Source organism: Pseudosporangium ferrugineum (assembly GCF_003002065.1).
In the GTDB taxonomy this organism is placed as follows: Bacteria; Actinomycetota; Actinomycetes; order Mycobacteriales; family Micromonosporaceae; genus Actinoplanes; species Actinoplanes ferrugineus_A.
On the sequence record NZ_PVZG01000032.1, the window covers coordinates 1 to 26,941 of the forward strand.

Genomic DNA, 26,941 nt, shown 5'->3' on the forward strand with positions numbered 1-26,941 from the left:
AAGAGGGTGTCCAGGTCTTGCGTCACAACACGATCTTGGACACCCTCCCTTCGTACCCAAGACATCGACCCCTGACATCGGAACTACTCGTCTAGGCGATCCCGCCACCGCCCGGGCCACTGCCGTCGCTCAGTCAGCCCTGGCGCGCTCCATGACCTCCTCGGTGGTGGGCGGGCTCTGCGGGTGGTACGAGAGCGACCACGGCGCCTGCATCTTGACGAAGCGCCCGCCCTCGACCGCCGCGTAGAACTGGCCCACCCGCAGCCGGGCGATGTCCGAGACGTCGCTGCCCTTGGCCCGGGCCAGCTCCCGCGCGGCGGCGATCTGGGTCGGATGGTTGAGCAGCCCGAAGAACTGCGTGGCGGCGTTGCCCGGGATGCGGTTGTGCAGCCCCTTCGGCGCCTGGGTGGCGAACACCAGGCCGAGGCCGTACTTGCGGGCCTGCGAGGCGAGGGCGAGGGTGCTGTGCGTGCACGCGGTCATCGGCCCGGACGGCGCGAGCGTCTGGGCCTCGTCCATCACGAAGAGCCCGCCGAGCGGCCGGTCGCCGGCCGGGTTCTGCTTGATCCACGCGAACAGCGCCAGCTGCAACTGGTTGACGAAGCTCTGCCGCTGCCCGTCATCGGTCAGCCCCACGAAGTTCACCACCGAGACCCGGGCCCGGTACCCCTCCCGCGGCGTCAGCAGCAGCCCCGGATCGGTCGGCGCGCCCCGCCCCCCGAACAGCGGATCGTTGACGGTGGTGGCCATCAGCAGCTGCGCCATCTGATTCGCGATCTTCGGCGCGTCGTCGATCTGGCTGGTGCCCTCCGGCAGGTCGTTGAGCAACCCGATGAAGGCCTTCAGATCGCTGGCCCCCGTACGCGCATAGCCGACCAGCGCCTCGCGCAGCACCGCCTGCCCGAGCTGCGCCTTCCCGGTGGACCCGTCGACCTTGGCCCGAGGGGCGAGCGCGGCCACCGCCGAGTCGATGCCGGCGGCGAAGACGTCCGGATCGTCGAGCATCTCGGCGAAATCGGGCAACGGCTGAAAACTGAGCGGCCGCCCACTCTCCCGCCGAGGCGTCCACACCACCACCTCGGTGGTCCGCAGATACTCGGCCGACCGAGCCGTGTCGGCCTCGTCCCACCCCGGCGGCGCCTCGGGCCACGGATCACCCAGCCGCGACAGATCGTTGTTCGGATCGAGCACGATCGCCGACACGCCCCGCAGCGCACACTCCTCGACCAGCCGCCGGATCAGCACGGTCTTCCCGGACCCGGACCCGGCGAAGATCGCGGTGTGCTTCCGCAGCGCGGCCAGCTCGATCCCCACCGGCCGCCCGCCGTCGACCGCCACCCCGAGCACCAGCGAACCATCGACAGCCGCGGCCTTTTCCGGCGCAGCGGTCACCGGGGTCGCGGCCGGCATCTCGCCGAGGGCGTGCTGCAGACACTCGATCGACGCCGTGGGCCGGCGCTCGCGGAACCAGGGCCGGAGCTTCTCGGGCCCGTACTCCTCGATGAGGTCGCGAAGCGCCATCAGCTGGGCCACGTCCGACTCGGGGAAGGCCGTCCAGGACCCGCCGGCGGATTTCAGCGTGTGCAGGACCTCCTGGGTCCGCGGGCCCTTCGCCCAGCCGGCGTTGCGCAGCAGGATGAGCCGGCGCTTCGTCTGGCCCTCGACCAGGCCCGCCGCGGTGTGCGCGTTGCGGATCCGGTTGAGGACGGCGATGTGGTGCGGCGAGCTGATGGCCCGGAACGCCCAGTGCGCCTCGTCCTCGGTCTCCTCGTCGAGGCTGCGCCGCAACCGGCCGTGCAGCGGCGGCTTCGTCCCCGGCGCGGCGTCGATGCCGAAGGCGTCCTCCGGGTCGTCGCGTTCGCCGATCCAGGCGGTCAGCCCGGCCCGGAGCAGGGCCGGCACGAGCTCGTCCTCGGTCGCCTGGCGGAGCGCCGGGCCCGGGTCGGCGGCCTTGATCAGCTCGGCGTACCGGGTGTCGAAGGTGGCCCGTTCCCCCTCGGAGATGCTGACCCGTTCCGGTGGGGGAGGCGTGGTGCCCTTGCGGAGCAGCAGATGGTCGAGCTCGCGCACCTCTTCCTCGCGCAGGCACTCGCGCACGTGGTTGTCGACGGTGCGCAGGAGCTCGCGCGGCGTGAAGTCGACCGCCTCGGCGAAGGCGGACCCGAGCACCGGCCACGTCGGGTACGGCGGTGTGAAACCGGCCTCGGCGAACTTCGCGGTGAAGCGCTTCGCCACCAGGTCGCGGCCGATCTCCGCGGTCGGGATCAGCTTGAGGTCGGCGGCCTCGCGGAAGCGGTCCTGCACCGTGCTGGTCGCGGTGGTCTTGACCAGCTCCCACACCGCCGGGGTGCAACTGACCACCGACAGGGTGCGCCGGGTCGTCTCGCGCAGGGCCATCAGCCCGCCCGCGATGTGTTCCAGCAGCAGGGAACCGCTCCAGTCCGGCCGCTCGCTCGACCTGCTGGACGCGGCGGACTGGTGCACGAGGGGGTCGATCTGGTCGACGGCGATCACCGTCGGTCCGGTGAGGGCGAGGAGGCGGGAGATGTCGCGGACCACCTCCTGGGCCGAGCGTCGTCCCCGGCGCATGCCCCAGCGCGCCCGCTCACCGGGCTCGACCTCGTCGTTCGAGCAGAGGAACTCGTAGCCGATGTCCTGCGCCTGCGGGTCCTCGGCGGCGTGCAGCGCCAGGGCCCGCGCCGTGTCCTGGGCCTCGACCCCGACCTGCCGGTTGTGCTTGCGCAGCGAGTCCACGAAGGCGTCGAGCGTGGCCCGGGTCAGCGACGTGTCGCCGCTGACCGCGCGGCGGACGCCCCGGGTCGCCCCGCAGAGATCGGCGAGCCGGCGCAGGAAGATCGTCAGCTGACTCGCCCCGTCGCCGGGCACCCGGGTGAGACCCTCGACGACCGACAGCGCCGCGCTGCTCCAGAAGGCGCTGGCATCGAGCAGGCTGATCAGGAAGAAGTACCCGTCCTGGGCCTGCACCTGTTCGCGGACGGCCCCCAGGAGATGGGTCTTGCCGGTGCCCCGCTCGCCGAGCAACGCGACGCCGACCGGGCTCGACTCCCGCTGCTCACGCGCCTCGGCGAAGCCCTGCAGCACCATCCCGGTGGCCACCTCGTGCAGGGCCGCGACGTGGAAGGGGGGTGGCCGCCAGACGTCGTCGGCGGTCGGCGCCCAGTTGAAGCGCAGCGCCGACAGGGCCCTGCGCTCGTCCTCGCCGATCATTTGATGACGAGCAGATGCTTGTCCTGGTTGCCGATGCTGACCGCGGCGGCCCGGTCCGCGGCCGTGAGGGTCTTCTGGTTGTCCTCCCCGAAGACGCGCACCCCCGGCTCGCGGTTGAGGGCCCGCAGCGCCTCGTCGACCTCGTCCCGGTCGATCCCCGGCAGGGCGGTGCGGATCTCGGCGAGCCCGACCGCGTCACCCGGCTGCCGGGCGACCCTCGCATAGGCGGCCCGGATCAGCGCGGTGACGTCCCCGCCCGCCGGCTCCGGCGCCGGGCCGGCCGGCCGGGCCTCCGGTCGCGGCACGAAATAGTCGGAGAGCGCGAGTCCCGCCGTGCCGAGATAATTGCGCAGTGCGGCGACCTGTGCGTATATGGCGGCGCCCTTGTAGCCGGAGCCCTTCGGCGGCTCGGTGCCGATGAGGTCGAGGGCATGCCGCCAGCCGTGGTCGCTCACGCCGAGGAAGACCCGCCGCCCCTCCCGTCTGACATCGACCAGGCCCGCTTTCTCGAGCCGATTTCGATCTTCGGTCTTGAGCTCGAATCCGCGCAGATTCTTCAGGTCCGCATTGGCTATCTCCTGCGCCTCGCCCAGCAGGACCAGCAGCGCACACGTATCGACGAGCTTGAGCTTTTCGTCCGACATCTCGGCGCTCCTCCGGCATTCCGACGACCCCGAAGATCATTGGATCCGCGGGCAACGGGCCGATTCTGCCGAGCGAAGCGGTCCGCCGCAAGGTCCACTGTGATGATTCAGAAATCCGACACCGTCCATGATCGACGATCTTAGGTAATCGAGGTCGGGGCGGTGCGGGAAATGCCGGACGAGGGTCCCGTGGTAGATCTCCTGAAAGGACTATTGCCCCGATCGCCGGGGCATGCGACATTGCCATGCGGCGCCGTTCCCGGCACCATTCATGATCTTTATCCGCGGAGGCAGGCGCCGATGTCGTCAGAGGTCGTCCGGTATCGCGTCGATGCCGACACGGTCGCCCAGATCGAGATCGAACCGGTGGCCGGCTTCCGCCCGGCGGGCGCCGCCGACCTGGCCGGAACGGTCAAGGAGTCGGCCGCGCCGGTGGTGGCCGCCGCCCGGGTGCTGCTGGACGAGGTACGCCAGGCGGCTCCGGACTCGGTCCAGGTCAAGTTCGGCATCAAGGTGACCGGCACCGCCAACTGGGTCCTGGCCAAGGCCGCCACGGAGGCCAACTTCGAGGTCACGATGATCTGGAAGCCGGACGGTCCGCCCGGGCGGGGCTGAGGCGGAGCCGCGCCATGTCCAAGGCGCCCGCGGATTCCTGGACCGTGGCGGTGCACGCCACACCCACCGATGCCAGCCCGCTCGGCACCGGTGTCGTGATCGACCGCAACCAGGTGCTGACCTGCGCCCACGTGCTGCGGGTGGACGGCGAGCCGCTGTCCGAGATCTGGCTCGCGTTCCCGAAGGCTCCCGGCGTCGGTTACGGCGAACGCCGCCGGGCGCGGCTCGCCCACGACGGCGAGGCGCACCGGCACGTCGACATCGCCCTGCTGGAACTGGCCGAACCCGTGCCGCCGTCGGTACGGCCCGCCCGCCTGAGGTGCGCCGCCCCGCAGGAGCTCAGCGGCAGATCCTGGTGGGCCTTCGGGTTTCCCGGCGGCGCCGAGCACGGCGGATCGGCCGAGGGCTCGGTCGGCGACCCGCTCACGTACGGCCGGATCCACCTCACCAGCTCCGCGGCACCCGGGCTCAAGCAGGGCTTCAGCGGCGGGGCACTGTGGTCGTACGAGTACGACGCGGTCGTCGGCCTGGTGGTGGCGGCGGGCGACGGCGACGGCTACGCCCTGACGCTGCACCACGCCGACGAGCAGGTGCCGGAGCTGAAGCTGTCGGTCCTCGCGGAGTGGCAGGCGGGGGACGCCGACGATGCGGCCCTCGCGGCCTGGGGATGGGAGCTCGGCGGCGACGACGAGGCCCGCCGGCACTGGCTGCCCCGGGCCCGCGGGGTCGCCGTCCACACCGAACGCGGGTCCCGGTTCCGGGGCCGCGCCGCGGCGCTGCGGACCATCCGCTCCTGGCTGGACGCGCCGGTGGCGCCGGGCCGGGTCCTGGTGGTGACCGGCTCACCGGGGGTGGGGAAGTCGGCGGTGCTGGGCCGGATCGTCACGACCGCGGACGCCGGCGTCCGGCAGGCGCTCCCGGCCGGCGACACCGCCGAGGCCGCGACGGTCGGCTCGGTGTCCTGCGCGGTGCACGCCAAGGGCAAGACCGCACTGGAGATCGCGACCGAGATCGCCCGCGCCGCGTCCGTCGGCCTGCCCGCCGATCCGGCTGACCTCCTGCCGGCGCTGCGGGGCCGGCTCGGTCGCCGCGCGGCCCGGTTCAACCTCGTCATCGACGCCCTCGACGAGGCGGCCACGCCCGGCCAGGCCCGCCGCCTGATCCGTGACGTGGTGCTTCCGCTGACCCGGCACCTCTGCCACCTCGGCGTGCAGGTGATCGTGGGCACCCGGCGGACGGACGATCGGGGCGACCTCGTCGCCGAGTTCGGCGGCGCGGCGGAGGTCGTCGACCTGGACACCGCCGCATACTTCGCCGAGTCCGACCTGGCCGGCTACGCGCTGGCCACCCTGGCCGGCACCGAGCGCCCCGGCAACCCGTACGCCGACCAGCGGGTCGCCGAGCCGGTCGCCCGCCGCATCGCCACCCTGTCGCGGGGCAACTTCCTGGTCGCCGGCCTCGTCGCCCGGGCCCGTGGGCTGCGCGACGACAGCCCGGCCGACCCGGCGGAGGTGTCCTTCGAGGCCACCGTGGCCGACGCCCTGGACCGCTACGTCGACGGCCTGCCCGCGGCCGGCGGATCCCCGGCCCGGCTGGCGCTGACCGCCCTCGCGTACGCCGAGACGCCCGGCCTGCCGATCTCGCTGTGGCGCACCGCCGTGGAGGCGCTGGGCGGGCGGGTCACGGAGGAGGAGCTGACCTTCTTCGCGCGTACGTCGGCTGCCAACTTCCTGGTCGAGAGCGGCGCCGCCGAGACGCCCACCTACCGGCTGTTCCACCAGGCGCTCAACGAGGCCCTGCTCGCCGGCCGCCGGGAGGCGGAGAAGCGCCTGGTCACGGCGTGGCTCGGCGCGGCCCGGCGGGCCGGGTGGAGCGCGGCGCCGGATTACCTGCTGCGCTCCCTGCCCCAGCACGCGGTCCGCACCGGGCTCGTCGACGAGCTGCTGACCGACGACGACTACCTCCTGCACGCCCACCTCGACCGGCTGATGCCGGCGGCGGACGCCGCGCGCACCGAGCTCGGCGCTGCCCGCGCGCAACTGCTCCAGCGCACGCCGCAGGCCCTGCACGCGCCGGCGTCGGAGCGGGCCGCCCTCTTCTCCGTGGTGGAGAAGCTCGACGGGCTGCCCACCCGCCTGCGCCCCGCCGCCGCGGCGCCGTACGAGGCCCGCTGGGCCCGCACTCCGAGACGCCTCGAACGGACCGTGCTGGAGGGACACTCGGACGCGGTCCACGACGTCGCGTCGATCCCCGTCGACGGGCGCAACCTGCTCGCCTCCGCGGACGAGGACGGCACCGTCCGGCTCTGGAACCCGCTGACCAGTCAGACCGAACACGTCCTCGACTGCCACGACGACTGCATCCGGGGCCTGGCGGCCGTACGCGCCGGCGAGGTGCACCTGCTGGCGACGGGCGGCCACGACCACGTGATCAAGCTGTGGGACCCGCGTACGTGTCAGCTCGTCCGCACCCTCAGCGGCCACCGCGACTGGGTTCGCAACCTCTGCACGGTGCCCGCACCCGACGGCCGTGAACTGCTGGTGTCGGGCAGCGACGACCGTACGGTCCGGATCTGGGACCCGGAGACCGGCGAGGCCGTCCGGACCCTCGAGGGCCACACCGGCTGGGTGACCGCGGTGTGCCGGGCCGGTGCGCTGGTGGCGTCGACCGGGCTCGACGGCACGGTCCGGCTCTGGAACCCCGTCACCGGCGAGCCGGTCGCGGTCTTCGCCGGCCATGAGGGCTGGGTGAGCACGCTCTACCCGGTGCGGGGCATGGTCGCCTCGGCCGGCTACGACGGCACGATCCGGCTCTGGGACGCGCGGTACCGGGAGGAGGTCGCCCGGTTCGACCCGGAAGCCGGGCCGATCACGGACCTGTGCACGGTCGGCCTCGACGGCGTGCTGCTGCTCGCCGCGACGGCGGAGGACGGTGTCATCCGGCTCTGGAACATGACCAAGGGCCGGGAGGAGCGGCCGATCCGGGGCTACGCCAGCTGGATCCGGGCGATCTGCGAGCTGCCCGTCGGCGGCCGGAACCTGCTGGCCACCGCCGGCGACGACGGCACCGTCCGGCTCTGGGACCCGGCGACGGGGCTGGCCGAGACCGTGATGGACGGTGGCCGGCTGGGTGCCGTCGGCGCGGTGGCCGCGGTGCCGGCCCGCGACGGCGAGCTGGTGGCCTTCACCGGCGGCGACGGCACCGTACGGCTGTGGGAACCGTCCACCGGGGAGGAACGGCACGCCCTGGTCGCGTACGGGACCACGGTGACGGACGTCGCCGCCCTCGCCGACGACGACCGGCACCTGGTCGCCGTGTCCAGCGAGGACCGCGTGGTACGGGTCTGGGACGCCGACCACGGCCAGCTGTTCACGGAGTTCAAGGGCCACCACGAGCGGGTGAACGCCGTCTGCGCCGTCGGCACCCGGCTGGCGTCCGGCGCCGACGACCTGATCGTGCGGCTCTGGGACCTGCACAAGGACGTCAACCGGCCGCTGCTCGGCCACGCCACCTGGGTGACCGCGCTCGCGGCGGTGGCCGGCGACGACGGCCGGCTGCTCGTCTCCGCCGACGAGAGCGGCATGCTGCGGCTCTGGCATCCCGGCGGCGAACTGCTCACCGAACGGCAGGGCCACCACGACGCCGTGCACGCGGTGGCCGCGTTCCCGCTCGCCGGGCGCGACCTGCTGGTCTCGGCCGGCGCCGACCGGACGGTCCGGCTGTGGACGCTGCCGGAGCTCGCCCCGCGCGGCGTGCTCCACGGGCACACCGCCCCCGTCACCGGGGTGTGCGCGATGCCGTACGCCGGACGCACCGCGCTGGTGTCCACAAGCCTCGACCGCACCGTGCGCATCTGGGACGTCGAGAGCGGCCGGCTCGTCCGGATCATCCCGGTGCATCATCGGGCGCTGGCTTGTGCGTACGCCGGGGGTGTTCTGGTTGTCGGGCTGGATCGGGGTCTGCTCGCGCTCGGCATGCGGTGATGCCGGGGTTGCACGTCGATGCGCAGGGGTTATGGTGCGTCGATGGGAGCCCACGAGGCGCCCGGACATTCCCTTCGAAAGGTTCGGTATGACCCTTCCCGCAGGCGTTTCGCGGCGCAGTGTGCTGGCCGCTACCGCCGCCGGCGTCGCCGCTCCCGTCATTGTCTCCGGCGCCGCCGAGGCGCACCCCGGCGGTCACGGCGCCAGGACGTACGACCTGACCGTGCTCGGCACCTCCGACACGCACGGCAATGTCTACAACTGGGACTACTACAAGGATCTCGAGTACGACGACAGCGCGCACAACGATGTCGGGGTCGCGAAGCTCGCCGCGCTGGTGAATCAGATCCGTGCGGAGCGGCGGGGCAAGGCCACGCTGGTGCTCGACGCCGGCGACACCATCCAGGGCACGCCGCTGGCCACCTACTACGCCAAGCAGGAGCCGATCACCGAGACCGGCGAGCGGCACCCGATGGCGCGGGCCATGAACGTGCTGCACTACGACGCGGTCACGCTGGGCAATCACGAGTTCAACTACGGTCTGCCGCTGCTGCACCTCTGGATCCGCCAGCTGGGCTTCCCGGCGCTCGCCGCCAACGCCGTCGACGCGCGGACGGGCCGGCCGGCCTTCACGCCGTACGTGATCAAGAAGGTCTCCCTCGGCAAGGGCGCACCGACGCTGCGGGTCGGGATTCTGGGCCTGACCAATCCGGGCGTGGCGATCTGGGACCGGGCCAACGTCGAGGGCAAGCTGGTCTTCAAGGACATGATCGCGACCGCGGCGAAGTGGGTGCCGATCATGCGCGCCCGCGGCGCCGACCTCGTGCTGATCTCCGCACACGGCGGCGACAGCGGCACCAGCAGCTACGGCCCCGAACTCCCCAACGAGAACCCGAGCGCGCTGATCGCCGAGCAGGTCCCCGGCATCGACGCGATCCTGTTCGGGCACGCGCACAACAACGTGCCGCAGCGGTTCGTGACGAACACGAAGACCGGCACGCAGGTGCTGCTCTCCGAGCCGTCGAAGTGGGGCCAGCGCCTCACCCGGATGGACTTCACCCTGGTCCGTGACCGAGGCCGATGGACGATCACCGGCCGGAAGGCCGACTCGCTGAACACCAACACGGTGGCCGAGGACCCGAAGGTGCTCGCGGCGGTGCGGTCCCAGCATGCCAAGACCGTCGCGTACGTGAACCAGGTCGTCGCCACGTCCACGCAGGAGCTGTCCGCGGCCGAATCCCGCTACAAGGACACGCCGATCCTGGACTACATCAACAGGGTGCAGACCGACACGGTGACCGCGGCGCTGGCCGGCGGGGCGTACGCGGACCTGCCCGTGCTCTCGATCGCGGCGCCGTTCAGCCGCACCGCGGTGTTCCCGAAGGGCGACGTCAAGATCAAGGACGTGGCCGGCCTCTACATCTACGACAACACCCTAGAGGCCGTCGTCCTGACCGGTGCCGAGGTGCGCGCCTACCTCGAATACTCGGCCAAGTACTTCGTCACGCTCCCGCCCGGTGCCACCCCGGACCCGGCCACCATCAGCGACCCGCAGGTGCCGGACTACAACTACGACGTGTTCTCGGGCATCGACTACGACATCGACATCAGCAGGCCGGTGGGCTCCCGCATCACCGCCCTGTCGATCGCCGGCACCCCGGTCGCCGCGGACGCCCGCTTCGTGGTCGCCGTGAACAACTACCGCCGCAGCGGCGGCGGCAACTTCCCGGGCATCGTCAAGGAGCAGGTGTACAACGCCCAGCAGGAGATCCGCCAGCTGCTGATCGACTGGGCCCAGGCGAAGGGCGCCATCGACCCGGCGGACTTCTTCGTGCCGAACTGGCGCCTGGTCCGCGAGGGCGTGCCGGTCTTCCCGGCCTGATCCTTCGCGCCTTCCCGGCCTGATCCTTCGTGGCGCACCCCGGTCCCGGCAGGGGTGCGCCACGCCGGTCACCGTGGCCCGCGCCGGCCTTCGCGGCTCGCGCCCTTCTGGCTGCCGCGCCGGCTTTCGTGGCTCGCGCCCTTCTGGCTGCCGCGCCGGCCTTCGTGGCCCGCGCCGGTCATCGGCTCCCGAGGGGTTTCCAGTTGCCCTGCGCGTCGGAGCTCACGAGCACCCGCCCGGTCCGCCCCCCACTCAGCGTCAGCTCGCACAGGTAGTCGCGCTTCTCCCCGGCCCACTCGCCCGCGGCCCGGCACTCGGCCTTGGTCGGGCTGATGTTCGCCTTGGCCAGCTGCCCGTCGTGCAACACGTTGTCCTCGAGCGCCTTGACCGTGGCGCCCTCGCGGAGCTGCACGTACACCGGAATCCCCACCGACACCACCGCGGTCATCATGAGGAACGAGCTGACCAGCGCCGACACGACGAACGTCAGCCAGTAGGGCGCGGTGCTGTTCCGCCCCCGGCGCGCCTGCCCCGCCCGCCGAACCGCGGAGAAAACCCCCAGAACATTGAAGAACAGCGTAAAAACGGCAACAGGCCAGACTTTCGGCGCCTGCGCCCGGGCCGCATTCCGCATTTCCTCCGGGTACGGTACGAGCAGACCCCCCACCTGAGGCACCGAACCGTACGGCGCGACAGCCGCGGCCGGACCCTCGTCGGCGGGCGGCGGGTCCGGGGCGGGACTCTGCGTCACCCACGGAGGCGCGGTCGGATAGGCGGACGGCGGACTGACCGCGACCTGCCCCGACGCGTCATGCCCCGGGTACCCGACGACCTCATGATCGCCGTAGCCACCCCCGCCCCCCGGGTACTGCCCGTAGCCGTCCGGCGCCTGCTGCCCGGCCTGGTGCCCCGCCTGCTGCCCAGCCTGATAGCCGGCCTGCTGCCCCGCCTGGGCCGAGGTGTGGTACCCGGCCTCGGCCTGATACCCGGCCGCCGGTCCGGCTTGATACCCGGCCGCCGGTCCGGCTTGATACCCGGCCGCCGGTCCGGCTTGATAGCCGGCCTGGTGGTCGTAGGCGGCCGGGGCCTGGTGCCCGTAGCCGGCCGCCGCCTGGTGACCGGCGCCGTGGTGCTGTCCGTAGACCTGCTGATCCTGCTGTCCATGGCCGGGCACGTGATGCTCCGCCCCTGCCTGCGCCGGCACCCCGGGTTGCACGGGAACCTGATAGCCGGCCGGCGGATACTGCGCGTGGCCCGCGGCGAACTGCGGATAGTCCGCGCTCGCCGGGCCGTACGGGATCTGCGTGGTCATGCGGGGGGCCTTTCCGGTAGCGGCTCGGGTGCAGCGCCGTGCCAGAGTCCCCTCCATCGGCCGGCTCACCCGCTACTTGAGGACACCCCGGCTCCGAAACCGCGCACCCGCGGCACCGGCTCCGCGCTCACGCTGCCGGCCACCGCCCCACGTCCCGGCCGGCCGCCCCACGTCCCGGCCGGCCGCCCCACGTCCCGGCCGGCCGCCGCCCCACGTCGCCGCCGAACCGAGCAGCATGTTTCGGCCGGATCCGCAGGGTTCTTCCTCCCCGCGATCGCGAATTGATCGTTCTCCGCCTCGCTGCCGCCGTCTCCCGGGCAACCGCGCGTCCGGCCGCGTCCGGCCGAGTCGACCCGGCCCGCGCGCGTCGTCAGGCAACTCGCCCGCGGCCGGTCGTGGCCACGGGCGACCGCGGGGCTGGTGGTGGTCGCGGGTGAGCGCGGGGCTGGTGGTGGTCGCGGGTGCGCGCGGTGCTGGTGGTGGTCGCGGGTGCGCGCGGGGCTGGTGGTGGCCGCGGGTGCGCGCGGTGCTGGTGGTGGCCGCGGGTGCGCGCGGGGCCGGTGGTGGCCGCGGGCGAGCGCGGGGCCGGCGAGCGCGGGGCCGGTGAGCGCGGGGCTGGTGGTGCGTCAGGCGCCGGCCGGGTTCACCGCGACCTGCATCTCGGTCACCCACTTCCGCTGGTCGGGCGGGCAGTCGAGGTACACCTCGCGGGCGTACCCGGGTGCCACCGTGCGGTAGTCGTTCGCGTCGATCCAGGTGGCGATGAGCTGGCCCGTACGGAACGCTTCTGCCATGGGGCCGTGGTGCACGAGCGTGGCGGCGTACGGGATCGGGGGAAGCTCGACCACGTCGAAGCCGGCGTCCGCGGGCACCGCGCCGCCGATCGGGAAGGCCGCGTGCACGGTGATCGACTCGTCGGAAGGACCGTGCGGGTCCGGCAGGTAGTACGCCAGCGGCGGGGCGACCGGCGTGATGCCCAGGGCCGCGAGCCGCTGCTGGAGCTGCGGGTAGAGCGGCGTGAGCGCCTCGGTGATGTCGGCCCCGTCGTAGCTGGAGGCGGGCGCGGACAGTTCGGCGACCCGCAGCGGCGGGATGCTCTTGAGAATGACGTCCCCGGTGTCCATATGTCCCTCGGTCTCGATCATTCGGAGACGCGCGTCGACCCGGGCCAGCCGCGCGGCGGACGCGTCGATCTCCGCGGCCAGCTGCGCCCGTCGCAGCCGCAACATGCCGCGCAGCTCGCCGGCCTCGACCTTCTCGTCGAGCATGGCCTGCACCTGCTGCAACGAGAACCCAAGATCCTTGAGCGCGAGCACCCGGTTGAGCACCGGCAGCTGACCGGCGGCGTAATACCGGTACCCACTGACCGGATCAACCCGAGCGGGCCGAACCAGCCCGATGGCGTCGTAGTGCCGCAGCATCCGGACGGACACCCGGCCCAGGGCGGCGAAATCTCCGATACTGAACATGGTTCCTCCACCCTCGGCCCTGACACAGTGTCAGAGTCAAGCCCCCACGTCCCCGCAACCACCCAGGCCCGCGCCACCGCCCGGTCCGCGTGCCACCGCCCGGTCCGCGTGGCCACCGCCCGGGCCGCGCGTTACCGCCCAGTCTGCGCGCCGCCGCCCGGCCGCGTCAGTTGGTGACGGTGTCTCCGCCGCCACCGTCTCCGCCGCCGCCCTCTTCGGTGGGCGTGGTGGTCGGCGTGGTCGTGGGCGGTGTGGTCGTCGGCTCGGTCGCCGGTGGCGTGGTGGTCGGCCTCGTCGGTGTCGGCGTCGAGGTGCCGGTCGTCGGCGCGGTCGGGGCGGTCGGCTTCGAGGGCTTCGTGGTCGTGGTCTGCCGGGGCGTCGAGCCGTTCGGGCGTTCCGGGGCCCGGGTCGGCTGCTCCTCCTCGGTCTCGGTCGGCTCGTCCGAGGGAACGGCCGCCTCCGACTCGGTGGGCACCACCGCAGGGCCGGGGGACTGCTTGTCCTTCGCGTCCCCGCTGGACATGTAGATCGCCACGCCCAGACCGCCGGCCAGCAGGAACAGCAGGATCACCGTGATCAGGACGGCGAGCTGGCTCTTCGACTGCCGGGGCCGGACCGGGGCGGGCGGGGGAGCTGCCTCCAGCAGGTTGCGCTGGACGGGCATGGTGCGGCCGGGGGCACCGGGGCTCATCGGCCGGGTCAGCGCCGTGCCGGTCAGCGACTGCCCGTTCATCCGGGCGCCGGTCACCGCGGCCCCGCTCAGCGAGGTGCCGGTCACGGCCGGCCGGACCATCGCCGTACGCGTCATGCCCGTGCCCGTCTGGGCCCGCCAGTCCAGGGCCCCCGCCGCGGCCAGCGCGGCCTCGGCGAACTCCGCGGCACTGGCGAACCGGTCCGCCGGATTCTTCGCCATCGCACGGCTGATCAGCTCGTGCACCTCCGGCGGGGCGAGGTTCTCCGGCAGCGGGTCGGGATCGTCCTCGAGGTGACGCAGCGCCACCTGCAGCGCGTTGTCGCCGTCGAAGGGCGGAACCCCGGCAATGCAGTGGTACGCCACAGCGCCCAGCGCATAGATGTCCGTGGCGGGACTCACGTTGCCCTTCGCCACCTGCTCGGGAGCCATGTAGAGAGCGGTGCCGACGATGGCGTTGAGCCCGGTGACACTGGTCACGGCGGCCGACCGGGCGACGCCGAAGTCGACCAGGATCACCGTGCCGTTGGGCTTGACGATGAGGTTGCCCGGCTTGACGTCACGGTGGACGGTGCCGTTCTCGTGCGCGGCGTGCAACGCGTCGGCCGCCTGCGCCACGATCGACATGGTCTCGCCGACCGCTAGCCGGCCCTGCTCCTTGAGCCGGGCGGAGAGCGGCTCCCCGTCGACGAACGCCATGACCAGGTATGCACATTGGTCCTCGTCGTCGGCGTTCCCGGCGCTGTAGTCGTAGACCTCGACCACCCCGGGGTGCCGGAACGCGGCCATCATCCGGGCCTCGCCGTAGAACCGGGCGGCGAACTCCGGGTCGGTCAGCATGGCGCTGCGCAACACCTTGACAGCGATCGTACGGCCGAGCACCACATCGGTGCCCCGCCACACGTCACCCATGCCACCGGTGGCGATTCGCTCGTCCAACCGGTAGCGGTTGTCCAGGAGACTTCCCGAACTGAGCACCAGCGGACCTATCTACTCGGGTGAAGCCACGGCCGGAACGCAAGAACTCGCCAGGGCGCGAGCCGCGCACAACGATACAGATTCCCCACCTCCCACGGCGAGGTCGGTCGGTTGCGGAACGAGCACGCCGAAGGAGCCCACCAACCAGGCGAACAACCGGAAATTGCCGCCGAACGGACGCCCCCGCCACCCACCGGATCCACCGCGTGACGCCCCGCATCCAAGAGCCCCCGCATCCCCGCGGCACCCCGAGTCCAGCCACCACCCCAAGGGGCCCCACCGCCGACCCTCAGGTCTCCGCTCGCCCTCGGCCTACTGCGCAGCGCCCGCCCTCCGCGCGGGCTCGCTCCTCCGCGTAGCGCCCGCTCTCCGCGTAGCGCCCGCTCTCCGCGTAGCGCCCGCTCTCCGCGTAGCGCCCGCTCTCCGCGTAGCGCCCGCTTCCCGTGCAGCGCCCGCTCTCCGCGCAGCGTCGGTCCTCCGTGCAGCTCGAGCTCGTCGTCGGGCCGCGGCCCACCGCCCGGCGCACCATCATCGGCCGAGCCGGGCCGCCGGGTCATCGGCGGGTCAGCGGTGGCACGGTCCGGCCGGCGGCCGAGTCGGCCACGAGCTGGGCGAACCGGCGCTCGCGGGTCTCGGCGCGCTTCGCGCTCACCACCCAGTGGATCGCGGCGCGGCGATAGGACGGCGACTGTGCTGTGAACCAGGCCCATGCCTTCTCCTCGCTGCGGAACCGGGCGGTCTGCTCGTCGTCGAGAACGGCGTCGGCGGGCTGCTCGTACGAATAGGGGGCGATCTTGTCGGGTTTTCGGTTCTCGAAGGCCTCGAGGCCGGCCGGATGCATCAGCCCCGCCGCGGTCAGCTCCGCGATCTTGGCGATGTTGACGGTGCTCCACACGCTGCCCCTGCGGCGCGGCGTGAAGCGGACCTGGTAGCGGTCCTCGTCGATGCGGCGCCCGATGCTGTCGATCCACCCGAAGCACAGCGCCTGGGCGATCGCCTCGGTGTGCTTCACGCTCGGCCGGCCGGTGTGCTTCTTGTAGTAGCCGACGAACAGCTCCGGCGCGTCGGCGTGGTGCTGCTCGAACCACGCGCGCAACTCGGCCTCGGAGGCGAAGAAGACGGGTTCCATGCCGAGGACCCTAGATCCCGGGTACGACATTTAGCCCCCCGCCGGCCCGCGTCGCACAATGATCACCTGACCAGCGCTCACGGCCCGACGGCATGGCCCCTGAGGCATCGACCACACCCGCGGCGGAGGACACCGGGCCGAGCCGCGATCAGCCGTGGCCGCCAAGCCGAGTCGCGATCGGCCGTGGCCGCCGCGTCGAGCCGCGATCGGCCGTGGCCGCCGCGTCGAGCCGCGATCAGCCGTGGCCGCCGGGTCGAGCCGCGATCAGCCGTGGCCACCGGGCGGCGAAGGGCCCCGTCCGGCAGCCACGACAGGTCAGTTGTCGTACGTGGGAGTGACGACGATCGCAGTCTCCGCCATCTCCAGCTCCTCGTTCTCGGCCCGGCGCTCCGCGGCGGCCCGCGCGGTCGTCGCCGCGGCCCAGCCCAGTGCCACGCCGACCAGGCTCGCGCCGAGGATCAGCCCCCAGGGCAGCCCGGGCCTGCGGCCCGCGAGGGCGTTCGCCGCCAGGTTGGCGCGCGCCCAGGCCTCGTCCGTGACCGCGCTCACCCGGGCACCCGCCTTGCCGGCCAGCTTCTGGCCCTGCTCGCCGGCCTTGCCGGCCAGCCTGTGGCCCTGCTCACCGGCCTTGCCGGCCAGGCTGTGGCCCTGCTCACCGGCCTTGCCGGCGAGCTTGTTGCCCTGTTTGGCCGCCTTGTGCCGCTGCTTGGCGGCCTTGCCGGCCAGCTCGGTGACCTTCGCGCCGGCGAAGCCCGCGGTGATCTTGCCGGCATCCTTGGCGCTCTCGCCGGCGGAAGCCATGGCCGACGACAGGTAGTCCCAGGCCTCGGCGGCGGTCCGCTCGGCCGTGCTCTTGCGAGAGAACATCGTCTCGTACCTCCTGCGATCGCCGCTGCCGGCGCTCGTTGCTTGCCTGCCGACGTGCCCAGCCCGCAGAAAACGCAAACGTGCGTTGAACAGCAGCCGTCGGTCCGGCCTCGGCGGCATGACCCCCCGGCCGGGTCACCCAAGCGTCGTGAGCAGCGGACACTGCCCAATTCCCCACTTGTACGCGGGAAAACGTCCGTTGAACAGCCACGGATGTGTCGGATGTAGACACCCCCGTACCCAATAACGGATGGACATCGGTGGGTACGCTTGCTCCGGTTCACACACGGCACACAGCCAGCTGCCAGGTTGGCGCACTAGAGTTCGGTGCGGTTTCACCGGACCCGACGGGGGTAGTCAACGCCGCCCCTGGCGAGGGCGAATCCGCAGGTAGGCGGACCCTCGTACCGAGGAGAAGACGCCCGGGGCATCCCGAGCGGGTGGAGGTAAAGGCGTGACGCTGTCGATAACGACGTCGACCAAGCCCAGCGGCGTGGTGGAGGTCTCACCCATGGGCGAGATCGACGTCGAGAACGCGTACGAGATCAAGGACGCCGTAGCCGAGCAGCTCGCGACCGGCATGCCGGAGCGCATCGAGCTCGACATGCACGGCGTCACCTTCATCGACTCCGTGGGCATCTCGGCCCTCGTGGCCGCCTTCCAGCTCGCCAGCGTGAGCGGCGTCAAGCTCGTCGTGACGCGCCCCAGCCGCTTCGCCCACCGCCAACTCTGGGTGACCGGTCTCCTGGGCCTCTTCGGCGCCCCGGAGCCCTGCACCGACTGCGGCGACCCGGCCCACCGCCCCCTCGTCTCCGGAGCCTGACCCGCCGGCCCACCGCGCCCGCTGGCCCACCGCGCCCGCTGGCCCATCCAGTCCCGCCCCGGCCCGCCGTAGCGCGCCAAATGTCCACTCGTCCCGCTGGCGCAACGAATGTCCGGTTCGGCCCCGCCGGGCTGCGGTGATCACCGACGGCAGCACCGACTCGTCTCGAGCACGACCATCGCCCCGCCCGACCCGGGCATACCGCCCCTTCCCGGCCGGAACCGCCACCAGCCCGTATCGCTCACCTGACCGGGAGTGATCCTCGCGTTAAGCCTTGCTGTGCCAACTTGTACCGCCCGTGTCCGCTGCGGAATAGTGCCCTCGTGGCGCGACTTCCGATCGGCACCGCCATCCTGCGGCGCTACGTGCTGACGCGCGCCATCGGGCAGGGTGGGGTGTCCACCGTCTATGCGGCGGTCGACGCCCGGCGCGGCCGGAAGCTCGCCGTCAAGATCCTGGCGCCCCTGCTCGCCGACGACCCGGGGGCCCGCGAGGACGCCCGCCGTGAGGCCATCATCACGGACCGTCTCCGCCACCCGAGTGTGCCCCGCGTCTTCGCATACGGCGACGCGCCCCTCCCGGACGGCACGGTCGTCCCCTACGTGGTCCTCGAGCTGCTCGACGGCGTACCCCTGACCGAGCTCCTGGCCCGCGGCCGCCTGGAGTGGCCCGAGGCCGTCCGCATCGCCGCGACCGTCGCCGACGTGCTCGCCGTCGCCCACCGGCGCGGCGTCGTCCACCGCGATCTCACCGCCCGCAACGTCATGGTCACCGCCGACGGCGTCAAGATCATCGACTTCGGCCTGGCCACGGCGTCGGCCGACAAAACCGACAACCCAGGATTTCGTACGGCGCCACCCGCACCCGCGAACTCCGTGGCCGGCAACGTCACGGCTCGCCCACGCCCGCCCGCCGCCGCCCCCGAACCGTCCTACTTCCGCGCCCTTCGGCCGGCCGGGCACCTCCCGCCCCCGTCGCACCCGAAGACAGCGTTCGCCCAGCCCGCCGACGACGTCTACACCCTCGGCGTCCTCCTGTACGAAATGCTGACCGGCCGCTCGCCCTACCCACCCGCGATGGCCGCCACCATCCTGACCGCCGGCCGCGCGGGCCGCCTGGCGCCCACCCCGGTACTCGCCATCCCCGGCCTACCTCCGGACCTGCGCGACCTCGTCCGAGCCTGCATGGCAAAACGCCCCGAATCCCGCCCCCGCAGCCCCGAAGTCGCCCACACCCTCCACCACATCCACGCCGCGGCCCACCCCGCCCCCACACCCACCTGACCCGCCGAGGACGCCCCGTCGTGGACGGCTCCCCGACGCCGGACACGCCACCCCGCCCTCTGACAGCCCGCGAACCCGACCGACCCAAGGCCCGCGTTCCCAGCCCCCTAGGATGCTTCAACCCGCCCGCGCCGCGCCGTCACGGAACCCCGCCGCCCCGCCGCCCGCGCGGTGCCGCGCTGACCGGACCTGACCGGACCGGACCGAGCCGACCGAGCCGACCCGCGCGACGCTGAGCCGGTCCGACGCCCTTCCGGATCGCACCCAGCCAGGCCGAACCACCCTCGATCGGTCCCCGCACCCAGCCCGACCACCGACCAGCGCCGACCGCCCACCCCGGTCAGAAGGCCGGCGTCTGCACCACAATGTTCTCCAGGTTGATCTTCACGTCGGTGGCCTCGCCCGGTGCCCGGATGGGGGTGACCACCGCGTAGCCCTCGGCCAGGGCTGCCAGGTCGGTGCCGGGTTCGAGGGGTTCGTCGGCCGCCTGGACGGCCGTGCGGACGAAGCCCTCGCCGGCTTCGGCGATGCTCATCTGGACCTGGCCGAAGCGGGCCAGGCGGGCCCGGCGCAGGCCTCGGATGCCGTCGACGTGGAGGTCGGGCACGTTGAGGTTGAGGATCGTGCCGGGCGGGGTGTGGGTGAGGGTGGGCAGGAGCTTCACCGCCAGGTCGGCCGCGCTGGTCCAGTGGCGCTGCTCGTCGTCCGTTTTGTCCAGGTCGGCGATCGCCTGGCCGCCGCTGGCCGCCGTGCCGTTGGCGGGGGAGAGGACGTCCAGCGAAACTGCCAGGCCGTGCAGGCCGGCGTGGGAGGCGGTCAGGGTCGCTCCCACGGTGCCGGAGTGGACGACCGCCGCGCCGGCGTTGGCGCCTCGGTTGATGCCCGACAGGACCAGGTCGGGGGGCGCGCCGAAGGCTCCGCGGATGGCCAGCAGGACGATGAACGCGGGGGAGGCGGCCACCGCGTACGCGGGGACGTTCTTGACGCCCGGCAGTTCGCGCGGCTGGACGTGGATCTTGCCGTTCTTCTCCACCGCGGTCATGGCCGCGCTGGTGCCGCTCGCCTCGGTCAGCGGCGCGGCGACCACCACGTCGAAGCCCTGCCGCCTGGCCGCGCGGGCCAGCCACCGGAGCCCCGGCGCGTCGATGCCGTCGTCGTTGGTGATCAGAATCCGTGGGGTCACGCTGCGCCCTCCTGCCGAACCGCCCGTCCGCCCGCCGACCGGACCCGCGACCCGCCGCACCAGCCCGGCACCCGGCCGCGGGTGGGTGGGGCCGGCGCGAGCCGGGCCGGGAGCGGGCCGGTCATGCGGAAACCTTCGCGTCGACGGGGGTGAGGCGTACCCGCTCGGTCAGGACCTGAACCGCGTCGATGCGGCCCGTGCCGAGGCCGTGCCGGGTGACGTTCAAAGCCCCGGCCGCGGCTCCCGTACGGACAGCGTCACACAGCGTCCCGCCCTGGGCCAGTACGGCGGCCACCCCCGCGGTCATGGAGTCGCCGGCGCCGCGGGACTCGGCGGCCACCATGCGGGGCATGTCGACCTCGTAGACCGTGTCCTCGATCAGGGCGAGGGCGCCCTCGTCGGCGCGGGAGACCAGGGCCATCTCGGCGCCGTCGTCGCGGAGCTTGAACAGCGCCTTGGTGATCGACTGGAGGGTGGCGTCCGGGATCATGCCGTCGCGCAGGAGTTCCTCGTGGCTGACCTTGACCACGTGCGGGCGCGCCTCCAGGGCCGCGGCCAGGTGGGCGGCGGAGAGGTCGATGATGACCTTGCAGCCGTTGGCGCCGAGGTCGGTGGCGAGCCGGCGGTACACCTCGGCGGGCACCACGGACGGGTGGGCCGGGCCGCTGAGCACCGCGATTCCCGCCCGGAGGCCCTCGGCGAGCGCGACGCTGTACAGCTCGTCGAGGTCGTGGCGGGAGAGCGGCTGACCCGGGTCCTCGGCGAGTTCCTCGCGTTTGCCGCTGCGGCGGTCGTGCACGTACCAGCCCGTACCCGAGTCGCGTTTGATGGTCTTGAGGGTGATGCCGTGGAACTTGAGCAGCGGCTCCAGCACCCGGCCGACCTCGCCTCCCGCGGCCGCGCACAGGGTGACCGGCGCGCCCAGCAGCGTGATCATCCGGGCCTGCCAGACTCCCTGCCCACCGGGGTGCACGTGCAGCTCCGCCTTGTCGTGCTGCTGCTCGATGGTCACGGTGAGCTGGGGCGCAGGCACGAACACCATGACGCCTCTGTTACCCATGGGCCCAGTCTGACGCCATTGCCCAGAAATGCGGGCGTGATCGCCGATTTACGGCTTGCGGCCGAGGACCGCGCCGTTCGCTCCGGGGGCGTCGAACCGCACGGTGCGCACGTCCGTGAACCCCGCCGCGCCCAGCCAGTCGGCGTACTCCACGTCCGAGTAGTTGCGCCCACCCACCGTCTCCACCAGCATGTTCATGCCCATCAGCGCGGCAGGAGCCGGTCCGGTGCGGTCCGCGTCGAGCAGCAGTTCCGAGATGATCACGAGCCCGCCGGCCGGGAGCGCCGCGTACGCCTTGGCCAGCAGTTCGCGGTTCGTCGCCTCGTCCCAGTCGTGCAGGATCATGCTGAGCAGCAGCACGTCGTGCCCGCCCGGCAGGGCCGCGTCCGTGAGGAAGTTACCGGGCGTGGTGGCGATGCGGTCGCTCAGCCCGGCGGCCGCGATCTTGCCCGTGGCCATCTCGCACACGTGCGGCAGGTCCAGGACGGTCGCGCTCAGCCCGGGGAAACGGCCGCAGAGCTCGATCGGGTACGCCCCCGAGCCGCCCCCGACGTCCAGCAGCCGAGTGTACGGCCCCAGTTCGACACTCTCGCCGAGCGCCCGGGCGGTGAAGATCGACGTGGAGTACATCGCCTCCCAGAACGTCGCCAGCAGCTGCGGGTCCTCGGTGGTGAACATCGACTCCTGGGTCGCCGGGTCCCAGGTCAGCGGCCGATCGTCGCGCAGCGCCTCGCCCACCCGGTGCCACGGCAGGTACGTGCGCCGGTCGCAGTAGCTGACCTGCCCGCCGAAGTAGTACGGCCGCCCGCGCACCAGGAACTCCTCGGCGAGCGGGGAGTTGCGGTAGCCCTCGCCCGCGCGTTCGAGCAGGCCCAGCGACGCGCAGGCGGTGAACAGCAGGTCGGCGGGGCGTTCGGGCAGGCCCAGTTCGCGTTCCGCGTCGGCCACCGTCAGGGTGCGTCCGCCCGCCAGCCGGCTGAACAGGTCGAGCTCCACGGCGGCGGCGAAGGTCTTGAAGCTCCAGAAACCGGTCACGAGGTCCATCAGGGGCGTCGGCGTCAGCATGCCGCAGATCATGGCAAAGGTGTCGCCCCTGCTCACCCACCGGAGGTCCGGCGCGCCGGGCGAGCCCTGGAGCCGGCGCCGGGCGAGCCCCGGGCGCGACCCGGCGCCGTCGCCGGCGAGGCCCGGAACGAGCGCCCGGATCTAGCGCCCGGATCTAGCGTCCTGATCCAGCCCCGGCGGCCTCGGTGAGCTCGCGGACCGCGGTGACCAGGTCCGGGCGGTTGCGCAGCAGGTCCTCGAGGCGTACCCGCCACTTGCTCGCCTCGACGTCCACCGCGAAACGGTCGCTGTCGCTGCTCTCCACCGACGCGGTGAGCAGGCGCTGGCGGGTGTTGGCGAGCTCGCCGTACAGGTCGGTGCCGAGGCGGCTGAGGATGCGACCGGCGAAGGCCTCGTAGCCCGGTCCGCCGGCCGCCCGGACGAAGGCCCGCGCGGCGTCCCAGGCGACCCGCGGCTGGTGGATGACCGACTGGCTCATGGTGTCCCTCCGCAGTTGGGTAGTCACCAAGTGTAGGTAAATGGGGGTGCTGCGGGCGGGGAGTGGGCGGACTCGTGACCTGTGTGATCAGGGTGCGCCGTGAGGCCCGAAATCACCAGCCCGCGGGCGTACAGGATCGGCCACCGGCGGCGACCGGCTCGGCCTGCAGCGTCGCGTGGTCGATGTGGAAGTCCTCGTGCAGGGCCTCGCGGGCGGAGGCCAGGACCGCGCCCAGCTCGGCGGCCGGCTCGAGGCTCAGGTGCGCCGAGGCCACGTCCATGCCCGAGGTCAGCGTCCAGACGTGCAGGTCGTGGACGTCGCAGACGCCCGGCACGGCGGCGAGCCGGTCGCGCACCCGGGCCATGTCGAGGTGGGCCGGGGCGGCCTGGACCAGGATCCGGACCGCGGACCGGCCGAGCGCGAAGGTCCGCGGGAGGATCATCAGGGCGACGATCACCGCCACGATCGGGTCCGCGTACGACCAGCCGGTGGTGGCGATGATCCCGGCCGCGACGATGACCCCCGCCGAGCCGAGCAGGTCGCCGACCACCTCGAGGTACGCCCCGCGCACGTTGATGCTCTCCTGCGCGCCGGACCGCAGCAGCGCGAAGGCGATCAGGTTCACGATCAGGCCGCCCACCGCCACGATCAGCATCGGGGTGGCCGGCACCGACGGCGGCTCGGTGAAGCGGCGCGCCGCCTCGACCAGCACGAAGATCGCGACGCCGGTGAGCAGCAGGGCGTTGGCCAGGGCGGCGAGGACCTCGAGGCGGTAGAGGCCGAACGTGCGCTGGGAGTCGGTGGCCGCGCGGCCCGCGGCGTGGATGGCGGCGAGGGCCATCGCGATGCCGAGCACGTCGGTGAACATGTGGCCGGCGTCGGAGAGCAGCGCCAGCGAGCCGGTGAGCAGGGCGGCGACCGCCTCGACGACCATGAACGCGGCCAGCAGCCCGGCGGCGAGCCAGAGCCGCGGCTTGTGCCGCTCGCCGGCGCGCAGCGCCTGGCCTCCGTGGTCGTGCCCGGCCCCCATGTGTCCACCTTCCGTCGCGGCGTCCCGCTGCGCCAATGTATGTTCACATCGCTATGTATGCAAGTTGAACCCGATTGTCATCGCCGGGGTATGTACTCGACAACCGACCCCGCCCGGAGGGATTCCGCCCGTGTCCAGACGTACCCTCGCGATTGTTGCCCTGACCGCGCTCGCCGTCCCAGCCGCCGCGCCGTCCGCGGCCTCCGCGGCCCCGGCCGCGCACCGGGCCGGCCCCGGCCCGGTCGTCCTCGACCTGCCCGACGGGTTCCAGCCCGAGGGCATCGCGATCGGCAAGCTCCCGTACGCGTACTTCGGCTCCCGCGCCGACGGCGACATCTACCGCGCCGGCCTGCTCACCGGCCGGGGCAGGGTGATCAGCCAGGGCCCCGGCACCCCGTCGCTGGGCCTCAAGCTCGACGGCCGCGGCCGGCTCTTCGTCGCCGGCGGCTCCGGCGGCGACGCGCGGGTCATCGACGCGGGCAACGGCACGGTGCTGCGGTCGTACCGGCTGCAGACCGTCCCCGCGTTCATCAACGACGTGGTGCTGACCGGCGGCGCCGCGTGGTTCACCGACTCCACCAACCCGGTGCTGTTCAAGCTGCCGCTGGGCCGTCACGGCCGGCTGCCCGCCGAGGCCGTGCGGGTGCCGCTCACCGGCGACCTGGTCTACACCTCGGGCATCAACGCCAACGGCATCACGGCCACCCCGGACGGGCGCGGGCTGATCGTCGTGCAGTCCGGCACCGGAAAGCTTTTCCGGACCACGTACGCGGGCAGCACCGCCGAGATCGACCTCGGCGGCGAATCCGTCCCCAACGGCGACGGCCTGTGGCTGCGCGGCACCACCCTGTACGTGGTGCAGAACCGCCTCAACGTGATCGCCCGGATCCGGCTGGACCGGCACGCGACGCGGGGGACCGTGGTCAGCCGCACGACCAGCCCCGACTTCGACGTCCCGACCACCATCGCCGAGTACGGCAAGCGCTTCTACCTGCCGAACGCCCGCTTCACCACCACGCCGACGCCGACCACGCCCTACACGGCCGTGGCGGTGCCGCGCCCCTGAGGGTGGCCGTTCCACGGTTTCGTCCCGACCGTGGTCAGGCGCTGGGTGGCCCGGGAGAGAGCGACGTAGAGCGTGCGCACCCCGCTGGCGTCCGTGGCGATCTCGGCCGGCTCGACCAGGACCACCGCGTCGTACTCCATGCCCTTGGCCTCCAGCGCGGTGACCACCTGGACGCGTTCGGGAAGCCCGGCCACCCAGGCGGCCATCTCGTCGCGGCGCGGCACCGGCGTGATCACGCCGATCGTGCCGTCGACGTCGGCCAGGTGCTTCTCGACCGCGTCCTTGGTCACCGCCGGCAGGTCGGCCGCGCCGGCGCGCTGGTCGACCGGCTCGACGCCGGTGCTGCGCACGGCCCGGGGCAGCGGCAGGTCCGGCATGATCGTGCGGATCACCCCGGCGGCGACCGCGAAGATCTCCGACGAGTTGCGGTAGTTCGTGGTCAGCGCGTACGTGTTGCGCTTGCGCGAGCCGAGGGCCCGCTCCCGGGCCCGCTCCAGCTCGGCGGCGTCGCCCGACCAGGCCGTCTGCGCCGGGTCGCCGACGATCGTCCAGGACGCGTACGCCCCCCGCCGGCCGATCATGCGCCACTGCATCGGGGACACGTCCTGCGCCTCGTCCACCACCACGTGCGCGTAGTCGCGGTAGTCCTCGTCGCGCTGCACGGCCTGGGCGCGCGCGGCGGCCTGACGGTCGGAGAAGGTGCTGACCTCCTGCACCCCGTCGCGGACGTGGAACGGGTTCTTCGACTTCTGCTGCGCCCTGCGGGGACGGCCCATCAGCTCGTCCAGCTCGTCCAGCAGCGCCACGTCGGCGATCGTGGGGCCGTGCTCGGCGAGCCCGTCGAACGACCCCTGCAACAGCGCGATCTCTTCCTTCGACAACAAGCCGTTCGCGTACGCCCGCAGCCGCGCGGGCTCCGCCAGCCACCGCAGCACCCGCATCGGCGTGAACCGCGGCCACCACGCCTTGAGGAAGTCGCGGAAGTCCGTACGGTCGGCGAGCTCCGCCTCGAACTCCTGCTTCTCGGGCAGGTTGCGGATCGTCTGCCGGGCCTGCGCCCACAGCGCGTCGAAGATCCGGTCGAAGCCGTGCCCGCGCACCTCGTTGCGCCGCGCCCCGCGGGGCAGCGCCTTGCGCCGGACCCGGTCCAGCTCGGCGGCGTCCAGGCGCAGCAGCGAACCGCGGTAGAGCAGGCGCAACTCCGTCGGGGCACCCGGCACGGCGTCGTGCGACGCCCGCTCCAGCACCCGGCGCATCCGCAGCGAGCCCTTCACCGCCGCCACCGCCGTGGGATCGACCCGGGCGGCGTCGTAGCCCGGCACCAGCGAACCCAGCGACCGCAGCGTGGCCGTCTCCTCGCCGAGCGACGGCAGCACTGTCGCGATGTAGCCGACGAACACCCCGGACGGCCCGACGACGAGAATCCCGCCGCCGGCGAAGCGGCTGCGGTCGGAATACAGCAGGTACGCCGCGCGGTGCAGCGCCACGGCGGTCTTGCCGGTGCCCGGGCCGCCGGTGACGATCGTGACCCCGCCGGCGGGGGAGCGGATCGCCTCGTCCTGCTCGCGCTGGATGGTCGCCACGATGTCGCGCATGCCGCGGCCGGTGGCCTTCGAGAGGCTGGCCAGCAGCGCGCCGTCGCCGACGATCCGCATGTCCGCCGGGGCGGCCTCCGGGTCCAGCAGGTCGTCCTCGATGCCGGTGACCCGCTCCCGGGACGACTGGATCATCCGGCGCCGGACCACGCCCAGCGGGTCGGCGGGGGTGGCACGGTAGAAGGCGGCGGCGGCCGGCGCCCGCCAGTCGACCACCAGCGACTGGGAGTCCTCGTCGCGGATGCCCATCCGGCCCACGTAGTGCCGGGCGCCGGTGTTCAGGTCCAGCCGGCCGAAGACCAGGCCCTCGTACTCGGTGTCCAGCGCGTGCCGGCGCCGGGCGGCGTGGAACACCATGGCGTCCCGCTCGACCAGGGCGCCGAACGTGCCGACCCCGGCGAGCTGGTAGCCCTCCTTCTCGGCGCGGGACGCCTCCCGGCGAAGCTCGGCGAGCCGGGCGTACACCCGGTCGACGTGCTCCTGCTCGACGGCGATCTCCTGCTGCAGGACGTGGGCGTCGCTCAAGTCGGTCATGCTCCCCGCTTGTGGATCAGCTGGCT

The 26,941-nt window shown here is 72.8% G+C and carries 19 protein-coding genes; 6 read left to right on the forward strand and 13 right to left on the reverse strand.

Annotated elements, in window-relative coordinates; all coding sequences use genetic code 11:
• Positions 1-129: 129 nt before the first annotated feature.
• Positions 130-3,228: a helicase HerA domain-containing protein gene (locus tag CLV70_RS35650; protein ID WP_106131035.1), complete on the reverse strand. Its 3,099-nt coding sequence runs from the start codon at positions 3,226-3,228 to the stop codon at positions 130-132.
• Entirely contained in the window at positions 3,225-3,872 is a 648-nt protein-coding gene (locus CLV70_RS35655) for a hypothetical protein (RefSeq protein WP_106131036.1), read from the reverse strand. The genes CLV70_RS35650 and CLV70_RS35655 overlap by 4 nt, the downstream gene beginning before the upstream one ends.
• A gap of 300 nt (positions 3,873-4,172) precedes the next feature.
• Between CLV70_RS35655 and CLV70_RS35660 the strand changes: the two genes are divergently transcribed.
• The 3 genes from CLV70_RS35660 to CLV70_RS35670 all read left to right on the forward strand — a co-directional run bounded on the left by CLV70_RS35660 (position 4,173) and on the right by CLV70_RS35670 (position 10,352).
• Positions 4,173-4,487, forward strand: coding sequence for a CU044_2847 family protein (locus CLV70_RS35660; RefSeq protein WP_106131037.1), 315 nt, complete (start codon positions 4,173-4,175; stop codon positions 4,485-4,487).
• 14 nt (positions 4,488-4,501) lie between these two features.
• Positions 4,502-8,470 carry a trypsin-like peptidase domain-containing protein gene (locus CLV70_RS35665; RefSeq protein ID WP_106131038.1) on the forward strand — a complete coding sequence of 1,323 codons (3,969 nt, stop codon included), beginning with the start codon at positions 4,502-4,504 and terminating at the stop codon, positions 8,468-8,470.
• A gap of 88 nt (positions 8,471-8,558) precedes the next feature.
• Positions 8,559-10,352: a bifunctional metallophosphatase/5'-nucleotidase gene (locus CLV70_RS35670; protein WP_106131039.1), complete on the forward strand. Its 1,794-nt coding sequence runs from the start codon at positions 8,559-8,561 to the stop codon at positions 10,350-10,352.
• A 178-nt stretch (positions 10,353-10,530) separates the two neighbouring features.
• Here the strand turns inward: CLV70_RS35670 and CLV70_RS35675 are convergent, their stop codons facing one another.
• The 5 genes from CLV70_RS35675 to CLV70_RS35700 all read right to left on the reverse strand — a co-directional run bounded on the left by CLV70_RS35675 (position 10,531) and on the right by CLV70_RS35700 (position 16,798).
• Positions 10,531-11,664 carry a hypothetical protein gene (locus CLV70_RS35675; RefSeq protein ID WP_106131040.1) on the reverse strand — a complete coding sequence of 378 codons (1,134 nt, stop codon included), beginning with the start codon at positions 11,662-11,664 and terminating at the stop codon, positions 10,531-10,533.
• 626 nt (positions 11,665-12,290) lie between these two features.
• Entirely contained in the window at positions 12,291-13,133 is an 843-nt protein-coding gene (locus tag CLV70_RS35680) for a MerR family transcriptional regulator (protein WP_106131041.1), read from the reverse strand.
• Positions 13,134-13,299: 166 nt separating this feature from the next.
• Entirely contained in the window at positions 13,300-14,802 is a 1,503-nt protein-coding gene (locus CLV70_RS35685) for a serine/threonine-protein kinase (RefSeq protein ID WP_106131042.1), read from the reverse strand.
• A gap of 553 nt (positions 14,803-15,355) precedes the next feature.
• Positions 15,356-15,931 carry a YdeI/OmpD-associated family protein gene (locus CLV70_RS35695; RefSeq protein ID WP_106131044.1) on the reverse strand — a complete coding sequence of 192 codons (576 nt, stop codon included), beginning with the start codon at positions 15,929-15,931 and terminating at the stop codon, positions 15,356-15,358.
• A 315-nt stretch (positions 15,932-16,246) separates the two neighbouring features.
• Complete coding sequence (locus tag CLV70_RS35700) at positions 16,247-16,798, reverse strand: hypothetical protein (protein WP_106131045.1); 552 nt, start codon at positions 16,796-16,798, stop codon at positions 16,247-16,249.
• 454 nt (positions 16,799-17,252) lie between these two features.
• On the opposite strand from CLV70_RS35700, the gene CLV70_RS35705 reads away from it, so the two are divergent.
• Positions 17,253-17,621 carry an STAS domain-containing protein gene (locus tag CLV70_RS35705; RefSeq protein ID WP_106131046.1) on the forward strand — a complete coding sequence of 123 codons (369 nt, stop codon included), beginning with the start codon at positions 17,253-17,255 and terminating at the stop codon, positions 17,619-17,621.
• Between the two features lie 323 nt (positions 17,622-17,944).
• A complete protein-coding gene (locus tag CLV70_RS35710; RefSeq protein WP_146164293.1) occupies positions 17,945-18,904 on the forward strand; it encodes a serine/threonine-protein kinase in 960 nt (319 codons plus the stop codon).
• Positions 18,905-19,244: 340 nt separating this feature from the next.
• On the opposite strand, the gene surE is transcribed toward CLV70_RS35710, so the two are convergent.
• The 5 genes from surE to CLV70_RS35735 all read right to left on the reverse strand — a co-directional run bounded on the left by surE (position 19,245) and on the right by CLV70_RS35735 (position 23,720).
• Positions 19,245-20,087, reverse strand: a complete 843-nt coding sequence (gene surE / locus CLV70_RS35715; RefSeq protein WP_106131048.1) for a 5'/3'-nucleotidase SurE — start codon at positions 20,085-20,087, stop codon at positions 19,245-19,247.
• 121 nt (positions 20,088-20,208) lie between these two features.
• Positions 20,209-21,147, reverse strand: a complete 939-nt coding sequence (locus tag CLV70_RS35720) for a 1-phosphofructokinase family hexose kinase (RefSeq protein ID WP_245908708.1) — start codon at positions 21,145-21,147, stop codon at positions 20,209-20,211.
• Positions 21,148-21,195: 48 nt separating this feature from the next.
• The gene (locus CLV70_RS35725; protein ID WP_106131071.1) at positions 21,196-22,212 is read right to left on the reverse strand and encodes a methyltransferase; all 1,017 of its coding nucleotides are present in this window, start codon (positions 22,210-22,212) and stop codon (positions 21,196-21,198) included.
• A gap of 154 nt (positions 22,213-22,366) precedes the next feature.
• On the reverse strand, positions 22,367-22,690 hold the full coding sequence (locus tag CLV70_RS35730; protein ID WP_106131050.1) for a hypothetical protein: 324 nt from the start codon (positions 22,688-22,690) through the stop codon (positions 22,367-22,369).
• Between the two features lie 112 nt (positions 22,691-22,802).
• A complete protein-coding gene (locus tag CLV70_RS35735) occupies positions 22,803-23,720 on the reverse strand; it encodes a cation diffusion facilitator family transporter (protein ID WP_106131051.1) in 918 nt (305 codons plus the stop codon).
• Between the two features lie 130 nt (positions 23,721-23,850).
• On the opposite strand from CLV70_RS35735, the gene CLV70_RS35740 reads away from it, so the two are divergent.
• On the forward strand, positions 23,851-24,786 hold the full coding sequence (locus CLV70_RS35740; protein ID WP_106131052.1) for an SMP-30/gluconolactonase/LRE family protein: 936 nt from the start codon (positions 23,851-23,853) through the stop codon (positions 24,784-24,786).
• Here CLV70_RS35740 and CLV70_RS35745 read toward each other — a convergent pair.
• Positions 24,756-26,906: a HelD family protein gene (locus CLV70_RS35745; protein WP_106131072.1), complete on the reverse strand. Its 2,151-nt coding sequence runs from the start codon at positions 26,904-26,906 to the stop codon at positions 24,756-24,758. The genes CLV70_RS35740 and CLV70_RS35745 overlap by 31 nt on opposite strands.
• Between the last annotated feature and the right edge of the window lie 35 nt (positions 26,907-26,941).

Excerpts from the sequence above, each read along its gene's own strand:
- CLV70_RS35650 (WP_106131035.1), bottom strand. The coding sequence starts at position 3,228 with ATGATCGGCGAGGACGAGCGCAGGGCCCTGTCGGCGCTGCGCTTCAAC.
- CLV70_RS35655 (WP_106131036.1), bottom strand. The coding sequence starts at position 3,872 with ATGTCGGACGAAAAGCTCAAGCTCGTCGATACGTGTGCGCTGCTGGTC.
- CLV70_RS35660 (WP_106131037.1), top strand. The coding sequence starts at position 4,173 with ATGTCGTCAGAGGTCGTCCGGTATCGCGTCGATGCCGACACGGTCGCC.
- CLV70_RS35665 (WP_106131038.1), top strand. The coding sequence starts at position 4,502 with ATGTCCAAGGCGCCCGCGGATTCCTGGACCGTGGCGGTGCACGCCACA.
- CLV70_RS35670 (WP_106131039.1), top strand. The coding sequence starts at position 8,559 with ATGACCCTTCCCGCAGGCGTTTCGCGGCGCAGTGTGCTGGCCGCTACC.
- CLV70_RS35675 (WP_106131040.1), bottom strand. The coding sequence starts at position 11,664 with ATGACCACGCAGATCCCGTACGGCCCGGCGAGCGCGGACTATCCGCAG.
- CLV70_RS35680 (WP_106131041.1), bottom strand. The coding sequence starts at position 13,133 with ATGTTCAGTATCGGAGATTTCGCCGCCCTGGGCCGGGTGTCCGTCCGG.
- CLV70_RS35695 (WP_106131044.1), bottom strand. The coding sequence starts at position 15,931 with ATGGAACCCGTCTTCTTCGCCTCCGAGGCCGAGTTGCGCGCGTGGTTC.
- CLV70_RS35700 (WP_106131045.1), bottom strand. The coding sequence starts at position 16,798 with ATGTTCTCTCGCAAGAGCACGGCCGAGCGGACCGCCGCCGAGGCCTGG.
- CLV70_RS35720 (WP_245908708.1), bottom strand. The coding sequence starts at position 21,147 with ATGGGTAACAGAGGCGTCATGGTGTTCGTGCCTGCGCCCCAGCTCACC.
- CLV70_RS35725 (WP_106131071.1), bottom strand. The coding sequence starts at position 22,212 with ATGCTGACGCCGACGCCCCTGATGGACCTCGTGACCGGTTTCTGGAGC.
- CLV70_RS35730 (WP_106131050.1), bottom strand. The coding sequence starts at position 22,690 with ATGAGCCAGTCGGTCATCCACCAGCCGCGGGTCGCCTGGGACGCCGCG.
- CLV70_RS35735 (WP_106131051.1), bottom strand. The coding sequence starts at position 23,720 with ATGGGGGCCGGGCACGACCACGGAGGCCAGGCGCTGCGCGCCGGCGAG.